The organism is Streptomyces sp. NPDC048182 (genome assembly GCF_043202555.1).
GTDB lineage: Bacteria > Actinomycetota > Actinomycetes > Streptomycetales > Streptomycetaceae > Streptomyces.
On record NZ_JBIDAQ010000026.1, the window covers coordinates 16,794 to 35,044 of the forward strand.

Sequence of the window (18,251 nt, forward strand, 5' to 3'; positions counted from 1 at the left end):
ACGACTTAGGTTAGGCTAACCTAAGTTGAACCCGGGGCTCCGCCCCGTACGTCTCTCTCGGACCGTCCCCGACCAGAGGACCCCCACATGCGTTCGCACCTGCTCAACGACACCACCGCGGAGCACTACCGCAGCTCCGTGACCCAAGGGGTCGAGCGGGTGGCCGCCAAACTCGCCACCACCACACGCCCGTTCACCGGTGTCGCCGTGGACGACCTCTCCCCCCGGCTCGACGCGATCGACCTCGACCGGCCGCTGCACGACCCGGCCGCGGTCCTCGACGAGCTGGAGGACGTCTACCTGCGCGACGCCGTCTACTTCCACTCCCCCCGCTACCTTGCCCACCTCAACTGCCCGGTCGTCGTCCCCGCCCTGGTCGGCGAGGCCGTGCTCTCCGCCGTCAACTCCTCCCTGGACACCTGGGACCAGTCGGCCGGCGGCACCCTGATCGAGCGCAAGCTGATCGACTGGACCACCGCCCGGATCGGCCTCGGCCCCGCCGCCGACGGCGTGTTCACCTCCGGCGGCACCCAGTCCAACCTCCAGGCGCTGCTGCTCGCCCGCGAGGAGGCCAAGACCGACGACCTCGCGAAACTGCGCATCTTCGCCTCCGAGGTCAGCCACTTCAGCGTCAAGAAGTCCGCGAAACTGCTCGGCCTCGGCCCGGACGCGGTGGTCTCCCTCCCCGTCGACCACGACAAGCGCCTGCAGACCGTCGCCCTCGCCCGCGAACTGGAGCGCTGCGTCGAGGCCGGCCTGGTCCCGATGGCCGTCGTCGCCACCAGCGGCACCACCGACTTCGGCTCCATCGACCCGCTCCCCGAGATCGCCGCGCTCTGCCAGACCTACGGCGCCTGGATGCACGTGGACGCCGCCTACGGCTGCGGGCTGCTCGCCTCGCTGAAGTACCGCGACCGGCTGACCGGCATCGAACGGGCCGACTCGGTCACCGTCGACTACCACAAGTCCTTCTTCCAGCCGGTGAGTTCCTCCGCCGTGCTGGTCCGCGACGCCGCCACCCTGCGGCACGCCACCTACCACGCGGAGTACCTCAACCCGCGCCGCATGGTGCAGGAACGTATCCCCAACCAGGTGGACAAGTCCCTCCAGACCACCCGCCGCTTCGACGCCCTCAAGCTGTGGATGACGCTGCGCACCATGGGCGCCGACGGCATCGGGCAGCTCTTCGACGAGGTGTGCGACCTGGCCGCCGAGGGCTGGCGGATGCTCGCCGCCGACCCGCGCTTCGACGTCGTCGTGGAGCCCAGCCTCTCCACCCTGGTCTTCCGCTGCATACCGGCCACGGCGACCGACCCGGCCGCCATCGACCAGGCCAACCTCTACGCCCGCAAGGCCCTGTTCGCCTCCGGCGACGCGGTGGTGGCGAGCACCAAGGTCGACGGGCGCCACTACCTGAAGTTCACCCTCCTCAATCCCGAGACGACCACGGACGACATCGCCGCGGTCCTCGACCTCATCGCCGGCCACGCCGAGCAGTACCTGGGAGAGACCCTTGACCGCGCTTCCTGAAGCCGAGCCGACGTACGACTTCGTGGGGATCGGCCTCGGCCCCTTCAACCTCGGCCTGGCCTGCCTCACCGAGCCGATCTCCGAACTCACCGGCGTCTTCCTGGAGTCGAAGCCCGCCTTCGAGTGGCACGCCGGCATGTTCCTGGACGGCGCCCACCTCCAGACGCCGTTCATGTCGGACCTGGTCACCCTGGCCGACCCGACCTCGCCGTACTCCTTCCTCAACTACCTGAAGGAGAAGGGGCGGCTGTACTCGTTCTACATCCGGGAGAACTTCTACCCGCTGCGCGCCGAGTACGACGACTACTGCCGCTGGGCGGCGGAGAAGCTCACCAGCGTCCGGTACAGCACCACCGTCACCGAGGTGACGTGGGACGAGCGCGCGGAGCTGTACCTGGTCGCGACCACGGCCGGCGACACCTACCGCGCCCGCCGCCTGGTCCTCGGCACCGGCACCCCGCCGCACGTCCCGGACGCCTGCCGCGGCCTGGCCGGCGACTTCCTGCACAACTCCCGCTACCTGGAGCAGAAGGCGGAGCTGCAGCGCAAGGAGTCGATCACCCTGGTCGGCAGCGGCCAGTCCGCCGCCGAGATCTACCTCGACCTGCTCTCCGAGATCGACGTCCACGGCTACCGGCTCAACTGGGTCACCCGCTCCCCGCGGTTCTTCCCGCTCGAGTACACCAAGCTGACCCTGGAGATGACCTCCCCGGAGTACGTGGACTACTACCACGCCCTGCCCGAGGACACCCGCTACCGGCTCACCGCCGAGCAGAAGGGCCTGTTCAAGGGCATCGACGGCGACCTGATCAACGAGATCTTCGACCTGCTCTACCAGAAGAAGCTGGCCGGCCCGGTCCCCACCCGCCTGCTCACCAACTCGGCGCTGACCAGCGCCCGGTACGCCGACGGCACCTACACCCTCGGCTTCCACCAGGAGGAGCAGGGCCGGGAGTTCGCCATCGAGACCGAGGGCCTGGTCCTCGCCACCGGCTACCGCTACCGCGAGCCCGAGTTCCTCAAGCCGGTCCGCGACCGGCTGCGCTACGACTCGCGGGGCAACTTCGACATCGGCCGCAACTACGCCATCGACGCGAGCGGCCAGGGCGTGTTCCTCCAGAACGCCGGTGTGCACGCCCACAGCATCACCAGTCCCGACCTGGGGATGGGCGCGTACCGCAACAGCTGCATCATCCGTGAGCTGCTCGGCCGCGCGTACTACCCCGTCGAGCAGTCCATCGCGTTCCAGGAGTTCAGCGCATGAGCACCACCACCGGCGGCGCCGCCATCGGCGCCCTCACCCTCCGCCCCCTCGACCCCGCCGAGGACGCGGCCCTGCTGCACGGCTGGGTGACCCACCCCAAGTCGGCCTTCTGGATGATGCAGGAGGCGAAACTGATCGACGTCGAGCGGTCCTACATGGAGATAGCCGCCGACCCGCACCACGACGCCCTCCTCGGCCTGCACGACGGCGTCCCCGCCTTCCTGATGGAGCGCTACGACCCCGCCCACCGCGAACTGGTCGGCCTGTACGAGCCCGAGCCGGGCGACGTCGGCATGCACTTCCTGGTCGCCCCCACCGACCGGCCCGTGCACGGCTTCACCAAGGCCGTCATCACCGCCGTGATGACCGAGCTGTTCGCCGACCCGGCCACCGCCCGCGTCGTCGTGGAGCCGGACGTCGGCAACAAGGCGGTGCACGCCCTCAACGCGGCCGTCGGCTTCGTGCCCGAGCGGGAGATCCAGAAGCCGGAGAAGAAGGCCCTGCTGAGCTTCTGCACCCGCGCGCACTTCGAGAAGGCGGTGTCCGCATGAGCACCGCCGACTCCGTCGCCCACCTCAGCCCCGCCCGCTGGGCCGAGGCCGAGCGCCTGCTGATCCGCAAGGCGCTGGCCGAGTTCGCCCACGAGCGCCTCCTCACCCCGGAGCCCGCGCCCGGCGCCGAGGCCGGCACCTGGGAGGTGCTCGGCGACGACGGCCAGACCCGCTACCGCTTCACCGCCCGGCGCCGTGCCCTGAACCACTGGCAGGTGGACGCCGCCTCCATCGCCCGGCACCGCGACGGCACCGAACTCCCCCTGGCTGCCCTCGACTTCTTCGTCGAGTTCCGGAAGTCCCTCGGCCTGAGCGACGAGATCCTGCCGGTCTACCTGGAGGAGATCTCCTCCACTCTCTCCGGCACCTGCTACAAGCTGACCAAGCCCCGCCTGACCTCGGCGGAGCTGGCGGAGGCCGGCTTCCAGGCCGTCGAGACCGGCATGACCGAGGGCCACCCCTGCTTCGTCGCCAACAACGGCCGCCTCGGCTTCGGCGTCCACGAGTACCTGTCCTACGCCCCCGAGACCGCGAGCCCGGTCCGCCTGGTCTGGCTGGCCGCGCACCGCTCCCGGGCGGCGTTCACGGCCGGGGTGGGCATCGACTACGAGTCCTTCTTCCGCGCGGAGCTGGGCGAGGCGGCCGTGGACCGCTTCCACGGCGTGCTGCGCGAGCGCGGACTGGACCCGGCCGACTACCTCTTCATCCCCGTGCACCCCTGGCAGTGGTGGAACAAGCTCGCCGTCACCTTCGCCGCCGAGGTGGCCCGCGAGCACCTGGTCTGCCTCGGCGAGGGCGAGGACGAGTACCTGGCCCAGCAGTCGATCCGCACCTTCTTCAACACCACCCACCCCGAGAAGCACTACGTGAAGACGGCCCTGTCCGTCATCAACATGGGCTTCATGCGCGGCCTGTCGGCGGCCTACATGGAGGCCACCCCGGCCATCAACGACTGGCTGGCCCAGCTGATCGACGGGGATCCGGTGCTCAAGGACACGGGCCTGTCGATCATCCGGGAGCGGGCCGCCGTCGGCTACCGGCATCTGGAGTACGAGCGCGCCACCGACCGCTACTCGCCCTACCGCAAGATGCTGGCCGCGCTGTGGCGGGAGAGCCCGGTCGCCTCCCTCGCCGAGGGCGAGTCCCTGGCCACCATGGCCTCGCTGCTGCACGTCGACCACGAGGGCGCCTCCTTCGCGGGCGCGCTGATCGCCAAGTCGGGCCTGGCGCCCGCCACGTGGCTGCGGCGCTACCTGCGGGCCTACTACACCCCGCTGCTGCACAGCTTCTACGCCTACGACCTGGTCTACATGCCGCACGGCGAGAACGTGATCCTGGTCCTGAGGGACGGCGCGGTCCAGCGGGCGGTCTACAAGGACATCGCCGAGGAGATCGCGGTGATGGACCCCGACGCGGTGCTGCCGCCGGAGGTCTCCCGCATCGCGGTGGAGGTCCCCGACGACAAGAAGCTGCTGTCCATCTTCACCGACGTCTTCGACTGCTTCTTCCGCTTCCTCGCCGCCCAGCTCGCCGAGGAGGGCGTCCTCACGGAGGACGACTTCTGGGCGACGGTCGCCGAGGTGTCCCGGGAGTACCAGGAGTCGGTGCCGCAACTGGCCGAGAAGTTCCGCCAGTACGACCTCTTCGCCCCCGAGTTCCCGCTGTCCGCGCTCAACCGGCTCCAGCTGCGCGACAACAAGCAGATGGTGGACCTGGCGGACCCGTCGGGCGCGCTCCAGCTGGTCGGCACCCTGGAGAACCCCCTCGCGGGCCGCTGAGGTTCCCCATGAACGGGCGGGCGCCCCGGAGACGGTCCTCCGGGGCGCCCGTCGCCTTTCCCCCGCCGGGCTCAGGCGGCGGGCCAGGGCACCTGTGCAGAGTGGTAGAAGCCGATGCCGAGCGCGTCCCAGCGCGGTGCCTGGGCGGCGAGCCGCACCTTGTAGCGGTCCCAGTCGTGCGTGGCGGCCGGGGACCAGCCCAGCTCGGCGGCGCCGGGCAGCCGCGGGAAGGCCATGAACTCCTGCTGCTCCGGGGTGCTCAGCGTCTCCGCCCACAGCGGCGCCTCCACGCCCCGCACCGCCGAGGCGGGCGCGCCGGGCAGGTAGGAAGCCGGGTCCCAGTCGTAGGAGCGCTGCACCTCCACGTAGCCGGCCCAGGCCAGGCCGAGCGGGGTGTCCTTGGTGTACTTCATGTCGAGGTACAGCCGGTCGGCCGGGGAGAGGATCAGCCCGGTGCCGTTCCGCGCCGCCGCCGCGACCTGCTCCTTCTCCGCCGCGCTCGTGCCGTCGAGGCCCCAGTACTGGGCGAGCGCCCCGGGAGCCGGCTTCGCGGCGGTCAGCTGGTGCCAGCCGACCACCGTCTTGCCGTACTTCGCGACGATCGGCTGCACGCGGTCCATGAAGGCCACGTAGTCCTCGTGCGAGGTGGAGTGCGCCTCGTCGCCGCCGATGTGCAGGTAGCGGCCCGGGGTGAGGGCGGCCAGCTCGCGCACCACGTCGTCCACGAAGTCGTAGGTGCGGTCCTTGGCCACGCACAGCGAGCTGAAGCCGACGTCGGTGCCGGTGTACAGCGGCGGTGCCACGCCGTCGCAGTTCAGCTCGGCGTAGGAGGCGAGGGCCGCGTTGGTGTGGCTCGGCATGTCGATCTCGGGGACGACCTCCAGGTGCCGGTCGGCTGCGTAGCGCACGATCTCCCGGTAGTCGGCCTTGGTGTAGTAGCCGCCGGGGCCGCCGCCGACCTCCGTGGAGCCGCCGTACGTCGCGAGGCGCGGCCAGGAGTCGATGGCGATGCGCCAGCCCTGGTCGTCGCTGAGGTGCAGGTGCAGCTTGTTGAACTTGTACAGCGCGAGCCGGTCGACGTACCGCTTCACCTCGTCGACGCCGAAGAAGTGCCGGGAGACGTCCAGCATCGCGCCGCGCCAGGCGTAGCGCGGGGCGTCCTTGATGGTGCCGCCGGCGACGAGCCACGGGCCGGGCTGCGGGGTGCGCCTCTCCACGGCGGCGGGCAGCAGTTGGCGCAGGGTCTGCACGCCGTGGAAGAGGCCGGCGGGCTCGTTCGCGGTGATGGTGACGCCCCATCGGCCGCTGTCGAGACGGTAACCCTCGGCTCCGTAGGGGCCCTTGGCGAGGCGCAGCCGGATGCCGGCGGCGCCGTGCGTGGTGACGGGCAGCCGGTAGCCGGTGGCGGGGCGCAGCAGCGCGGCGAGCTGGTCGCCGGCCCGGCGGCCCTCGCGTGTGGGGTCGACGCCGATGCGCGTGCCGGGGTCGAGGCGGTACGGGGCGCCGTACGGGGCGGCCGAGGCGGGCGCGGGGATCACCTGGCCCAGCGGGGTCGCGGTGGCCGCCGGGGAGCCCTTCGGGACGGGGGCCGCGCCGGTGGTGACGGCCCCGGCGGCCGCCACGAGCAGCAGCGAGCCCAGGATCCTGGTCACTCGGGTCGTGCGGGGAGTTCGGTGGTGCCGTCGGTGGGGGTTCACGTGGCTCCCTTCCGGTGGGGTGGGAGCCCACACTCTCCCCCACCGGCGGCCCCGGCAGAAGACGGCGTGGCCCGGTTACCGCGCCCGGCGGGCCAGGGTGAAGTGGTCGACCTGGGCGCCGGTCTCCGCGATGCCCCGCACCTTCAGCGTGGCCAGCCGGCCCCGGGAGGCGGGGGTGACGTCCACGCGCAGGAAGGAGTAGTCGAGGTAGCGCACCCGCGACCAGTCGACGGTCTCCTGCTGGTGGCCGTCCTTCACGCACACGAACGACGCCACCGACTCGACGTCCTTCTCGTGGCCCTCGTAGCTCTGGTCGGCGCTGAAGGCGTACAGGCTCTTGCCGGCGGCGCCGGCGGTGACGTAGACCACGCCGTCGGTCTCCGGGTAGGCGGTGCCGCCGATGGGCAGCTCCTTGGTGACCTTGCCGCCCTTGAGCACGTCGGTGCGCTCGTACACGTGGTTGTGGCCGTTGATGACCAGGTCGACGCTGTACTTCTCGAACAGCGGCACCCACTCGGCGCGCACGCCGCCCTCGGAGGCGTGGGCGGTGGAGGTGCAGTAGGCGCAGTGGTGGAAGAAGACCACGACGAAGTCGATGTCGTGGTCGGCGCGGTAGCGCCTCAGCTGCCGCTCCAGCCAGCGGGTCTGGGTGCCCCCGGAGATGCCGAGGTTGGCCGGGATCTCGAAGGAGATGTCGTTGGCGTCCAGCGAGATGATCGCCGTGTTGCCGTGCACGAAGGTGTAGACGCCGGGCAGGTTGTCCGGGTCGGGCCCGTTGTCGGGCAGCTCCCAGCGGGCCTCCTCGCCGCCGTAGCCGTTGGGCGAGTACCAGGCCTCCATGTCGTGGTTGCCGTAACTCACCATCCAGGGCACCTGCTTGGCGACCGACTCGGTCTGGTACAGGAACTGGTCCCAGACCCGGGAGTCGAAGCCGGTGTCGGAGGTCTTGCCCTGCCCGGCCGGGTCGCCGTAGGCGATGTCGCCGGCGTGCAGGTGGAAGGCGGGGTTCTGGGCGAGGATCAGCGCGTCGTTGGCCAGGCCGTGGTAGCTGACGCCCTGGTCGCCGAAGGCGGTGAAGGTGAAGGGCTCGGCGCGGCGCGGGGCGGTGGTGAAGGTGCCCAGGGTGCCGGCCAGGTGGGCCTCGGCGGGGTCGAAGCCGGCGTGGCCGACGCCGTAGTAGTAGGTGCGGCCGGGCTGGAGGCGGGTCAGCTTGGCGTGCACGTAGTACTGGGTGTGGTCGCCGCTGGCGCCGACCCCGGCCGGGGTGTGCAGCGGGCGCAGCTCGGCGTCGATCTTGCGGGAGAGGTCCCAGGGGTGGGCGCCGATGCGGAGGAAGGGCTTCTTGACCGCGGTCGGCACCTGCCAGGAGACGGTCATCTCGGTGCGCGGGTCGGTGCCGTAGGCGAGGTGGCGGCCGAAGGGGGCGACCAGGGCGCCGTCGACCGTCTCGGCGGAGGGCCGCCGGTCGGCGGCGGGGGTGGCGGCCGGGGTGGCCGCCTGCGCGGTGGCGCCCGGCACGAAGGCGCCGCCGACGACGGCCCCGAGCGTGACCGCGCCGCCCCTGACCAGCGTGCGCCGCGAGAACTTGGAGCGGAGGTACTCGTGCTGCTCGGCCATGCTCATGCGGTCGGCCAGCTGCTCGGGAACGCCCATGCGAGGAATGTCCATGGCATGGGAAACTGGTCTCCCCGGGCAACGGGATACCGGCCATCGGGTGGACAACCGGCGAACAGCCGCTCATGAGAGTTTCAACGCGCCTCGGGGGCCACCCGCGACCCTCCTGCCCGAAATCGGGCAGGATTCTTGCATAGCCGCCCCCCTTACCCCAAGATCTACCGAGTGCACGACGAACTCGTTGATCATCTGACGCGGTCCACGCCCCTCAACCGGGGCGAGGCGCTGCGTGTGATCCAGGACGTGCTCGCCTACTTCGACGAGACGACCGAGGAGTACGTCCGTCGCCGCCACCGCGAACTCCAGTCCCAGGGCCTGGTCAACGCGACGATCTTCGAACGGATCGCGGCGGACCTGAAATACCGCGCGGTCGCGCCGCCGGAGCTGACGCTCCGCCAGCTGCGCCGCATCGTCTACGGCTGAGGAATGCTCACACATGTGCGGAATCGTCGGATACATCGGCAAGCGTGACGTGGCGCCCCTCCTCCTGGAGGGGCTCCAGCGCCTGGAGTACCGCGGCTACGACTCGGCGGGCATCGTCGTCACCTCGCCGAAGGCGTCCGGCCTGCGCATGGTCAAGGCCAAGGGCCGGGTCCGCGACCTGGAGGCCAGGGTCCCGGCGCGCTTCAAGGGCACCACCGGCATCGCCCACACCCGCTGGGCCACCCACGGCGCCCCCTCCGACGCCAACGCCCACCCGCACATGTCGCCGGACGACAAGGTCGCCGTCGTCCACAACGGCATCATCGACAACGCCGCCGACCTGCGCCGCAAGCTGGAGGCGGACGGCGCCGAGTTCCGCTCCGAGACCGACACCGAGGTCCTCGTCCACCTCATCGCCCGGGCCGAGGCGGAGAAGCTGGAGGACAAGGTCCGCGAGACCCTGCGCCTCATCGAGGGCACCTACGGCATCGCCGTGATGCACGCCGACTTCCCCGAGCGCATCGTGGTCGCCCGCAACGGCTCCCCGGTCGTCCTCGGCATCGGCGAGAAGGAGATGTTCGTCGCCTCCGACATCGCCGCCCTGGTCGCCCACACCCGGCAGATCGTCACCCTCGACGACGGCGAGATGGCCACCCTCAAGGCGGACGACTTCCGCACCTACACCACCGAGGGCACCCGCACCACCGCCGAACCGACCACCGTGGAGTGGGAGGCCGCCTCCTACGACATGGGCGGCCACGACACCTACATGCACAAGGAGATCCACGAGCAGGCCGAGGCGGTGGACCGCGTGCTGCGCGGGCGCATCGACGACCGCTTCTCCACCGTGCACCTGGGCGGCCTCAACCTGGACGCCCGCGACGCGCGCGCGGTGCGCCGGGTGAAGATCCTCGGCTGCGGCACCTCGTACCACGCGGGCCAGATCGGCGCCCAGATGATCGAGGAGCTGGCCCGCATCCCCGCGGACGCCGAGCCCGCCTCGGAGTTCCGCTACCGCAACGCGGTGGTCGACCCCGACACCCTGTACGTCGCGGTCTCCCAGTCCGGTGAGACGTACGACGTGCTGGCCGCCGTGCAGGAGCTGAAGCGCAAGGGCGCCCGGGTGCTCGGCGTGGTCAACGTGGTCGGCTCGGCCATCGCCCGCGAGGCCGACGGCGGCATGTACGTGCACGCCGGGCCCGAGGTCTGCGTCGTCTCCACCAAGTGCTTCACCAACACCTGCGTCGCCTTCGCGCTGCTCGCCCTGCACCTGGGCCGCACCCGCGACCTGTCGGTGCGGGACGGCAAGCGGATCATCGAGGGCCTGCGCAGGCTGCCGCGGCAGATCGCCGAGATCCTGGAGCAGGAGGAGGCGATCGAGAAGCTGGCCGCGCGGTACGCCGACGCCCGCTCGATGCTCTTCATCGGCCGCGTCCGGGGCTACCCGGTCGCCCGCGAGGCTTCGCTCAAGCTCAAGGAGGTCTCCTACATCCACGCCGAGGCGTACCCGGCCTCCGAGCTGAAGCACGGCCCGCTCGCCCTGATCGAGCCGGCGCTGCCGACGGTCGCGATCGTGCCGGACGACGACCTGCTGGAGAAGAACCGCGCGGCCATGGAGGAGATCAAGGCCCGCAGCGGCCAGATCCTCGCCGTCGCCCACCGCGAGCAGGAGAAGGCCGACCACACGATCGTCGTGCCGAAGAACGAGGACGAGCTGGACCCGATCCTCATGGGCATCCCACTCCAGCTGCTCGCCTACCACACGGCGCTGGCCCTCGGCCGGGACATCGACAAGCCGCGCAACCTGGCGAAGTCCGTGACCGTGGAGTAGGTCCGCTGATACGCCGGGCCGTCAGGGGATGACGACGACTGGCCGCTGGGCGCGCTTGGCGAGGCGTCCGGCGACCGAGCCGAAGAGCCGGCCCACCAGGCCGTGGCTGGAGCCGACGACGATCGCGTCCGCCTCGTACTCCCGCCCGACCTCTTCCAGTTCGTGGCAGATGTCGCCGCCGCGCTCGACGAGGATCCAGGGCACCTCGGCGAGGTAGTCGGCGCAGGCCAGCTCCAGGCCGAGGACCTCGGTGCGGTGGTCCGGCACGTCCACGAAGACGGGGGGCTCGCAGCCCGCCCAGACGGTGGTCGGCAGCCGGTTGGCGACGTGCACGATGACGAGGCCCGCACCGTGCCGGCGGGCCATGCCGATGGCGTACGCCAGGGCGCGCTCGCTGGACATGGAGCCGTCGAAGCCGACGACGACCCCGTGCTTGAAGGCGGGGTCGCAGGGCGAGCGTGGCTCTTCCGCCGCCAGGGGCTCGGCCGCCGTGGGTTCGGCGACGGGCCGCTTGCGGTCCGCGGGTTCGAAGAATTCGTGACCGGCCATGGCTGTCTCGGCGTCGTGATCCTTTTATGGGGGACAACAGGATGCGGCGAGGATACGGCGGGGCTGTACGGGGGTGTACGAGGCTGCAACCTGGGGCTGTGTCCGGGAATTGTCTTCCCAAACCCATACCCCCAAGGGTACGGCGGCACTCCTCCTTCGCCCAGATCCCGCTCGGGGTTCCCCGGAGCATGCACGAGGGTGCGCCCGTAACGCAATGGTTGCTGCGCTGTACAGGCGGTTTGCGCGGAGTTCACCTCGCCGCGCGCCCGCGCGCCCCTCGTGACCCCGGGCGGTGCCCGACGTTGATCATCGCGAAGATCCTCGCGAGTCAGCGCCAGGGAGCACGCATGTCCGGACCCCACTCGCCCGCCGAGCCGCCGCCCCGCCCCCGCGACGGCGGGACCGACCCGGTCCGCTGGGCGGCCTTCAGCTGCGTCCTCGTCCCCGTCGCCCTGCTCTGGTACGGCACCTCGCTGGCCGGCGCCACCGGCACCGCGCTCGGCCTGGCGGCGGTCACCGGGGCGTGCCGGGTGCTGCTGCGGCGCTCGGAGCGGAGGGCGGAGCGGAACGCCTGGCCGGATGCGGAAAACACACGTTCCGACTGACCGGTTTCCATACCCCGGCGCATCTCTTTTCAGCCAACTTCACCGAGTGGCTCATCACCACCCCCCACCACCCCCCAACCCCCGTTCCACCTGCACGGACAGCCTGCACGAGACCCCGGGCACCCTATGGGGATTGGCCACTGGCACGAGGCGCACTTCCCTGCGACGCCCCAGAGTGCGACGCTTCGTGATCGACTGCTTTACGCCAAGTTGCGATGTCGACAATGTCCCAAGTGCCGAACCGGCCACCCCGGTGCCGCGGGACACAGTAGATTCGATCTTGACCGTCATGGCGGGGGACCTGTGCAGGACCGAGGGGAAACGTGTTGGAGCGACAGACCCGAAAGGTTGAGGGCGCCGCGACCACCGAGGGGGGCTTAGCAGCATGAGCCACGACTCCACCGCCGCGCCGGAGGCCGCGGCCCGCAAGCTGTCCGGCCGCCGCCGCAAGGAGATCGTCGCGGTACTGCTGTTCAGCGGCGGTCCCATCTTCGAGAGTTCCATACCGCTGTCGGTGTTCGGGATCGACCGCCAGGACGCCGGCGTGCCGCGCTACCGCCTGCTGGTGTGCGCCGGCGAGGAAGGCCCGCTGCGGACCACGGGGGGCCTGGAACTGACCGCGCCGCAGGGGCTGGAGGCGATCTCCCGGGCCGGCACCGTCGTGGTGCCCGCCTGGCGTTCGATCACCTCGCCGCCGCCGGAGGAGGCGGTCGACGCACTGCGCCGCGCGCACGAGGAGGGCGCCCGCATCGTCGGGCTGTGCACCGGCGCCTTCGTCCTGGCGGCGGCCGGCCTGCTGGACGGCCGCCCCGCCACCACCCACTGGATGTACGCGCCGACGCTCGCCAAACGCTATCCGTCGGTGCACGTCGACCCGCGCGAGCTGTTCGTGGACGACGGGGACGTCCTGACGTCGGCGGGCACCGCGGCCGGCATCGACCTGTGCCTCCACATCGTGCGCACGGACCACGGCAACGAGGCGGCCGGCGCGCTCGCCCGCCGCCTGGTGGTCCCGCCGCGCCGCTCCGGCGGTCAGGAGCGCTACCTCGACAGGTCTTTACCAGAGGAGATCGGCGCCGACCCGCTCGCCGAGGTCGTCGCCTGGGCCCTTGAGCACCTCCACGAGGCGTTCGACGTGGAGACGCTGGCGGCCCGCGCGTACATGAGCCGCCGCACCTTCGACCGCCGGTTCCGCTCGCTGACCGGCAGTGCGCCGTTGCAGTGGCTGATCACGCAGCGGGTGCTCCAGGCGCAGCGGCTCCTGGAGACGTCCGACTACTCGGTGGACGAGGTGGCGGGGCGCTGCGGGTTCCGCTCGCCGGTGGCCCTGCGCGGGCACTTCCGCCGCCAGCTGGGCTCCTCCCCCGCCGCGTACCGCGCCGCCTACCGGGCCCGCCGCCCCCAGGGCGACCGCCCGGCCGACGCGGAGCCCAGGGCCCCGCTCCCCACGGAGCCGCCCGTCCCGGCCCCGGACAACGCGGTGCCGTTCCAGCCCCGTCGCGCTTCCGCTCCGCTGGCGGCGGCGGCGAGCGTGCCGGGGCAGCGGAGCGCGCAGTGAGGTCGCCGGCCTGACCTCATGACGCCGGACGAGCTGAGCCACCTCAGCCCGTCCGGCGTCCACGGGGGTCACCCACCCAGCCCGTCCGGCGTTTGAGGACGAGGCCGTCCAGGCCGAAGCGGGGGTCCGGGGGCGGCAGCCCCTGGCGACGCCCGCACCGACGCCGCCGAACCACAGGAACGCCCCGCACTGAACCCCCGCGACGCCCCGTAGGGTGTCCGCATGAACGATCGCATGGTGTGGATCGACTGCGAGATGACCGGCCTCTCGCTGTCCGACGACGCGCTCATCGAGGTGGCCGCCCTCGTCACCGACTCGGAGCTGAACGTGCTCGGCGAGGGCGTCGACATCGTCATCCGCCCGCCGGACGCGGCGCTGGAGACGATGCCGGAGGTGGTGCGCCAGATGCACACCGCGTCCGGCCTCCTGGACGAGCTGGCCGCCGGCACCACGCTCGCGGACGCCGAGGAGCGGGTCATGGCGTACGTACGCGAACACGTCAAGGAGCCCGGCAAGGCCCCGCTGTGCGGCAACACCGTCGGCACCGACCGCGGCTTCCTGCTCCGCGACATGCCGACGCTGGAGGGCTACCTGCACTACCGGATCGTGGACGTCTCCTCGATCAAGGAGCTGGCCCGGCGCTGGTACCCGCGGGCGTACTTCAACAGCCCGGAGAAGTCCGGCAACCACCGGGCCCTCGCCGACATCCGCGAGTCCATCGCGGAGCTGCGCTACTACCGCGAGGCGGTCTTCGTCCCGCAGCCGGGCCCCGACTCCGACACGGCGAAGGCGATCGCCGCGAAGCACGTGGTCCGCGCCAGGTAGGGGCGGGCGCAGGGAGGGCGTAACGCGGGCGCGAGCACCCCTGCGAACCCTGTACACTTTTTCTCAGCCGGTCGGGGAACCCCGCACCACGGGTTCCGACACCGGCCTTGGTGGGTGTAGCTCAGCTGGTAGAGCACCTGGTTGTGGTCCAGGATGCCGCGGGTTCAAGTCCCGTCACTCACCCTGAATGGTCAAGGGCCGACCCGGAACAACGGGTCGGCCCTTGATCGCGTTCTCTACGCCTTCGGCTCGGCGCGGCCGTCACTCAGGGTCGCGCCGACCTCATTCGCGGACGTACAGCGCCCAGCCGCGCATCGGGTCCAGCTGACAGATGTACTCGCGGTAGCCGTGGCGCAGGTAGTACGCGCCGCCGTTCTGGCACGCCGTCTTGTCGGGGTAGAAGGTCGTGAACTCCCAGCCGGCCGCCTGCGCGGTGGCCGAGGTGGTCGTGGCGGGCGCCGGCGCGGCGACGGCCGGGGCGGCGGCGCCCAGGGCGCCGAGCAGTGCGACGGCGCCGACGGCGGCCGCGATGCGGACCGTACGTGATCTCATCGGGTTCTCCTTCATGAGACGAACGGGCGGTAGGTCGCACGATGCGGCGGGATACCCGCATCGAAACCTCAACACGGCTTTCAGCAAAGCTAGTTGGCGACCCTGCGGCGGCGATGACGACGACGACCCTACGCACGGGACGGCGGCACCTGCCACCGGCCCGCCCGGTGACTCAGATCACACCGGCACCAGCCGGGCGAACCGGCCCCTCACCCGATCCGGATGACGTGCTTGCCGCGCACACCGCCCGCCTCCAGGGCCCGGTGGGCGTCGGCGATGTCCTCCAGGCGGTGGACGGTGTCCACGACGGGGACGAGGTCGCCCCGGTCCGCGTGGCGGGTGATCTCGGACAGCAGCGCGGTGTCCGGGTTGCCGCTGAAGGCGCGGATGCGGCCCTTCCCGTGCACGGTGGAGGCGAGGAGGCCGGCCAGGGAGGCCAGCGGCCTGTTCATGTCGACGGTGACGGCCACCATCCGCCCGCCGGGTGCCAGCAGCCGGCGTACGGCGCCCTGCCGGGTGCCCGCGGTATCGAGGACGACGTCGAAGCGGCCCAGCTCGGCAAGGGGGGTCGTGCGGTAGTCCCGGGCCTCGTCGGCGCCGAGGCCGCGCACGAAGTCGAGGTTCCGCGCCCCCGCGAGCCCGGTGACGTGGGCGCCGTAGACCGCGCCGAGCTGCACCGCGACGCTGCCCACGCCGCCGGCGGCGCCGCGCACCAACAGCCGTTCGCCCGGCTGGAGTCGGGCCTTGCCGCGCAGGGCGGTCACCGAGGTCGTGGCGCCGGCGAGCAGGGAGACGGCCTCGACCGGGGTGAGGCCGCCCGGGGCCGGGGCGAGCTGGCGCGGGCGTACGGCGACGTACTCGGCCATGCTGCCCGTACGCCGGCCCAGCAGCCCCCACACCCGGTCCCCGACGGCCACGCCGGTGACCGACGAGCCGGTCTCCGCGACCTCCCCGGCGAAGTCGATGCCGCCGGTCTGCGGGAAGCGTCGGCCCGTCACCAGGCGCAGCCTCCCCGCCCGGGCCGGCAGCTCACCGCCGTTCAGGCTGACCGCCTCCACCCGCACCAGCACCTCCTCCGGCGTGATCACCGGCACCGGCCTGCGGCCGACGTAGAGGACCTCCGGGGGGCCGTAGCGGTCGAAGAGGACCGCGCGCATATCGCTCATGCACGCACGCTAACCTGCTAAACGGAAGATCCCTTCCAGATGGCCGGAAGTGAGAGACATGCCTGCTCAGCCGTCTCACAACCCGCCCGCGGAGCCGCTGCGCGCCGATGCCAGGCGCAACCGGGAGCGCATCCTCGACGCCGCCCGCGAGACCTTCGCGGCGCGGGGCATCGACGCGCCGATGAGCGCCGTCGCGCGCCGGGCCGGTGTCGGCGCGGCCACCCTCTACCGCCACTTCCCCACCCGCGCCGCGCTCGTCACCGCCGCCTTCGCCGAGCAGCTCGCGCTCTGCGCGGCGGCCCTCGACGACGCCCTGGCCGACCCCGATCCGGGACGCGGTCTGCGCGTCCTGCTGGAGAAGGTGTGCGCCATGCAGGTCACCGACCGCGGCTTCGGCGCCGCGTTCATGGCCGAGTTCCCGGACGCCTTCGACTACGAGGGGGAACGCGACCGCGCGGAGCACGGCCTGACGCGGCTGGTCCGGCGCGCCCGCGACACCGGGCGACTGCGCGCGGACTTCGCCCTCTCCGACATCATGCTGGTCCTGCTCGCGGGCACCGGCCTCGCCGGGCAGCCGCCCGAGACGGCCCTGCCCGCCTCCCGGCGCCTGCTGGCCCACCTCTTCCGCTCCTTCGCCCCGGAGGGGGCCGCCACCCCGCTGCCGCCGCCGGCCGGGCTGGGCCTGCGTCACGTGTAAAGGGCGTCTCCCTGAGGCTCAGCGCCCGGTCGAGCCGTCGATCAGCTCGCGCAGGATGTCGGCGTGCCCGGCGTGCCGGCCGGTCTCCTCGATCAGGTGGGTCAGCGCCCAGCGGACGGAGGGCGCGGGCTTGCCCGGGCGGGAACGAGGGAGCGGGGCGCCGAGGTCGGCGCACGCGTCGAGCACCTCGTCGGCCTCCGCGACCGCCTGCCGGTAGCGGGCGACGACCTCGGCCGCGCTGTCCGAGGGGTCGGCGTGGAAGGTGGCCTGCCAGTCGGTGACCCGGGCGCCGAGGAAGGTCGCCCGCTCGACACAGGTGAGGTGGGTGAGCAGGCCGAGCAGGTTCGTGCCCGACGGCACCCCGGCCGTACGGACCTGGGGCTCGGGGGCGCCCTCGGCCTTCGCGGCGACGGACTCGCGGAGGTAGCCGAGGAACCCGCGCAGCACCTCGGCCTCGCTGTTGCCCGTACGGGGCGGCCGGCGATCGGAGCGGGAGGAGTGAGCCATGGCGCGCCTGCCTTCTGACGGGGTCCGTGGCCTCCCAGTCTCGTCAGGCCCGGCCGGTCCGCCACACCGGCTTGCGGTTCCGGCAAGATGGCGAGATGAGACGTGAGCGTGACGACGGGACGAGACGTGAGCGCGACGACGGACCCGCGGCTGAACCGGAAGACGTCCTGGACGCCGTCGGCCCCCGGCTGCGCGCGCTGCGCCGCGAGCGCGGCCTCACCCTCGCCGACCTCGCCGCGGCGACCGGGGTGTCGGAGAGCACCCTCTCCCGGCTGGAGAGCGGACAGCGCCGGGCGACCCTGGAACTGCTGCTCCCGCTGGCCCGGATCTACCACGTCCCGCTGGACGACCTCGTCGGCGCGCCCCGCACCGGCGACCCGCGCATCCACCTGAAGCCGATCCGGCGGTTCGGGCGCGTCTTCATCCCGCTCTCCCGGCGCCCGGGCGGCATGCAGGCGTTCAAGCTGATCATCCCCGCCTCGTCGAAGGCCGCCGAGCCGACCCCGCAGACCCACGAGGGCTTCGAGTGGCTCTACGTCCTCGACGGCCGCCTGCGCCTGCTGCTCGGCGAGCGCGACCTGACCCTGACCCCCGGTGAGGCCGCCGAGTTCGACACGACCCTCCCGCACTGGCTCGGCAGCGCGGACGGCGCCACCGTGGAACTCCTGATCCTGTTCGGGCCGCAGGGAGCGCGGACACACCTGCGGGCGACGCCCAAGTAGCGCGGGCGCGTCAGCTAGGGCCTGTCGTTTGGATCAGGCCGACAAACAGGTGCGGCGCTTCCAGACCGACCCGAGCGGGGTCTGGTGCGTGCAGCTGCAAGGCGGAGGAGGGAGTCGACGCGGTGGGGGTGCCCCCTGCTCGTAGAGCTTGGGGGAGTCGGCGAGTGACGACAACGCGGCAGATGTGCGTGCCAGACCCCGCGACGCCGGCATGATCCAAACGACAGGCCCTAGGTGTATTGACCCGCAGCGTTGTTCACACGGCTGATCGGTGGCTTGCCTCCGAGTGCGGTGTGGCCGCGGTGGTGGTTGTAGGTGTGCA

Annotated in this window: 17 protein-coding genes and 1 tRNA gene; 12 read left to right on the forward strand and 6 right to left on the reverse strand. The window is 71.8% G+C overall.

Annotation, left to right across the window (positions count from 1 at the left end; all coding sequences use genetic code 11):
- Positions 1 to 87 precede the first annotated feature (87 nt).
- The 4 genes from desA to ACGFZL_RS31330 are packed head-to-tail and all read left to right on the forward strand — an operon-like array spanning position 88 to position 5,123.
- Positions 88 to 1,530, forward strand: coding sequence for a lysine decarboxylase DesA (desA, locus tag ACGFZL_RS31315; RefSeq protein WP_393696864.1), 1,443 nt, complete (start codon positions 88 to 90; stop codon positions 1,528 to 1,530).
- The gene (locus tag ACGFZL_RS31320) at positions 1,514 to 2,794 is read left to right on the forward strand and encodes a lysine N(6)-hydroxylase/L-ornithine N(5)-oxygenase family protein (protein WP_393696866.1); all 1,281 of its coding nucleotides are present in this window, start codon (positions 1,514 to 1,516) and stop codon (positions 2,792 to 2,794) included. Before desA ends, ACGFZL_RS31320 begins: the two co-directional genes overlap by 17 nt.
- Positions 2,791 to 3,345: a GNAT family N-acetyltransferase gene (locus ACGFZL_RS31325; protein ID WP_393696868.1), complete on the forward strand. Its 555-nt coding sequence runs from the start codon at positions 2,791 to 2,793 to the stop codon at positions 3,343 to 3,345. The genes ACGFZL_RS31320 and ACGFZL_RS31325 overlap by 4 nt, the downstream gene beginning before the upstream one ends.
- Entirely contained in the window at positions 3,342 to 5,123 is a 1,782-nt protein-coding gene (locus ACGFZL_RS31330; protein ID WP_393696870.1) for an IucA/IucC family protein, read from the forward strand. The genes ACGFZL_RS31325 and ACGFZL_RS31330 overlap by 4 nt, the downstream gene beginning before the upstream one ends.
- A 71-nt stretch (positions 5,124 to 5,194) precedes the next feature.
- Here ACGFZL_RS31330 and ACGFZL_RS31335 read toward each other — a convergent pair whose 3' ends face one another.
- Together ACGFZL_RS31335 and ACGFZL_RS31340 are read right to left on the reverse strand one after the other, a co-directional pair.
- Positions 5,195 to 6,775, reverse strand: a complete 1,581-nt coding sequence (locus tag ACGFZL_RS31335; protein WP_393696872.1) for a beta-N-acetylhexosaminidase — start codon at positions 6,773 to 6,775, stop codon at positions 5,195 to 5,197.
- Positions 6,776 to 6,895: 120 nt separating this feature from the next.
- Positions 6,896 to 8,473: a purple acid phosphatase family protein gene (locus ACGFZL_RS31340; protein WP_393696874.1), complete on the reverse strand. Its 1,578-nt coding sequence runs from the start codon at positions 8,471 to 8,473 to the stop codon at positions 6,896 to 6,898.
- A gap of 186 nt (positions 8,474 to 8,659) precedes the next feature.
- On the opposite strand from ACGFZL_RS31340, the gene ACGFZL_RS31345 reads away from it, so the two are divergent.
- Together ACGFZL_RS31345 and glmS are read left to right on the forward strand one after the other, a co-directional pair.
- Entirely contained in the window at positions 8,660 to 8,917 is a 258-nt protein-coding gene (locus ACGFZL_RS31345; protein WP_393696876.1) for a hypothetical protein, read from the forward strand.
- Positions 8,918 to 8,930: 13 nt separating this feature from the next.
- Positions 8,931 to 10,748: a glutamine--fructose-6-phosphate transaminase (isomerizing) gene (gene glmS, locus ACGFZL_RS31350; RefSeq protein ID WP_393696878.1), complete on the forward strand. Its 1,818-nt coding sequence runs from the start codon at positions 8,931 to 8,933 to the stop codon at positions 10,746 to 10,748.
- A 21-nt stretch (positions 10,749 to 10,769) separates the two neighbouring features.
- Here glmS and ACGFZL_RS31355 read toward each other — a convergent pair whose 3' ends face one another.
- Positions 10,770 to 11,297: a universal stress protein gene (locus ACGFZL_RS31355; RefSeq protein WP_355165628.1), complete on the reverse strand. Its 528-nt coding sequence runs from the start codon at positions 11,295 to 11,297 to the stop codon at positions 10,770 to 10,772.
- Between the two features lie 347 nt (positions 11,298 to 11,644).
- Between ACGFZL_RS31355 and ACGFZL_RS31360 the strand changes: the two genes are divergently transcribed.
- From ACGFZL_RS31360 to ACGFZL_RS31375, 4 genes are all read left to right on the forward strand, one after another.
- Positions 11,645 to 11,902: a hypothetical protein gene (locus tag ACGFZL_RS31360; RefSeq protein WP_355165626.1), complete on the forward strand. Its 258-nt coding sequence runs from the start codon at positions 11,645 to 11,647 to the stop codon at positions 11,900 to 11,902.
- A 385-nt stretch (positions 11,903 to 12,287) separates the two neighbouring features.
- Positions 12,288 to 13,460: a helix-turn-helix domain-containing protein gene (locus ACGFZL_RS31365; protein WP_393696881.1), complete on the forward strand. Its 1,173-nt coding sequence runs from the start codon at positions 12,288 to 12,290 to the stop codon at positions 13,458 to 13,460.
- A 222-nt stretch (positions 13,461 to 13,682) separates the two neighbouring features.
- Positions 13,683 to 14,285, forward strand: coding sequence for an oligoribonuclease (orn, locus tag ACGFZL_RS31370; RefSeq protein ID WP_355165622.1), 603 nt, complete (start codon positions 13,683 to 13,685; stop codon positions 14,283 to 14,285).
- A 110-nt stretch (positions 14,286 to 14,395) separates the two neighbouring features.
- Positions 14,396 to 14,468: transfer RNA gene (locus ACGFZL_RS31375), tRNA-His, on the forward strand.
- 99 nt (positions 14,469 to 14,567) lie between these two features.
- Here the strand turns inward: ACGFZL_RS31375 and ACGFZL_RS31380 are convergent.
- Positions 14,568 to 14,837 (reverse strand): hypothetical protein, encoded by a 270-nt coding sequence (locus tag ACGFZL_RS31380; RefSeq protein WP_393696883.1) that lies wholly within the window; start codon positions 14,835 to 14,837, stop codon positions 14,568 to 14,570.
- Positions 14,838 to 15,046: 209 nt separating this feature from the next.
- Positions 15,047 to 16,003 carry an NAD(P)-dependent alcohol dehydrogenase gene (locus ACGFZL_RS31385; protein WP_393696885.1) on the reverse strand — a complete coding sequence of 319 codons (957 nt, stop codon included), beginning with the start codon at positions 16,001 to 16,003 and terminating at the stop codon, positions 15,047 to 15,049.
- 58 nt (positions 16,004 to 16,061) lie between these two features.
- On the opposite strand from ACGFZL_RS31385, the gene ACGFZL_RS31390 reads away from it, so the two are divergent.
- Positions 16,062 to 16,700 carry a TetR/AcrR family transcriptional regulator gene (locus ACGFZL_RS31390; protein ID WP_393696887.1) on the forward strand — a complete coding sequence of 213 codons (639 nt, stop codon included), beginning with the start codon at positions 16,062 to 16,064 and terminating at the stop codon, positions 16,698 to 16,700.
- 18 nt (positions 16,701 to 16,718) lie between these two features.
- Here the strand turns inward: ACGFZL_RS31390 and ACGFZL_RS31395 are convergent, their stop codons facing one another.
- Positions 16,719 to 17,207: a DinB family protein gene (locus ACGFZL_RS31395; RefSeq protein ID WP_355165614.1), complete on the reverse strand. Its 489-nt coding sequence runs from the start codon at positions 17,205 to 17,207 to the stop codon at positions 16,719 to 16,721.
- A gap of 95 nt (positions 17,208 to 17,302) precedes the next feature.
- Here ACGFZL_RS31395 and ACGFZL_RS31400 point away from each other — a divergent pair, with 95 nt between their 5' ends.
- Positions 17,303 to 17,929, forward strand: coding sequence for a helix-turn-helix domain-containing protein (locus tag ACGFZL_RS31400; RefSeq protein WP_393696889.1), 627 nt, complete (start codon positions 17,303 to 17,305; stop codon positions 17,927 to 17,929).
- Positions 17,930 to 18,251: the final 322 nt, after the last annotated feature.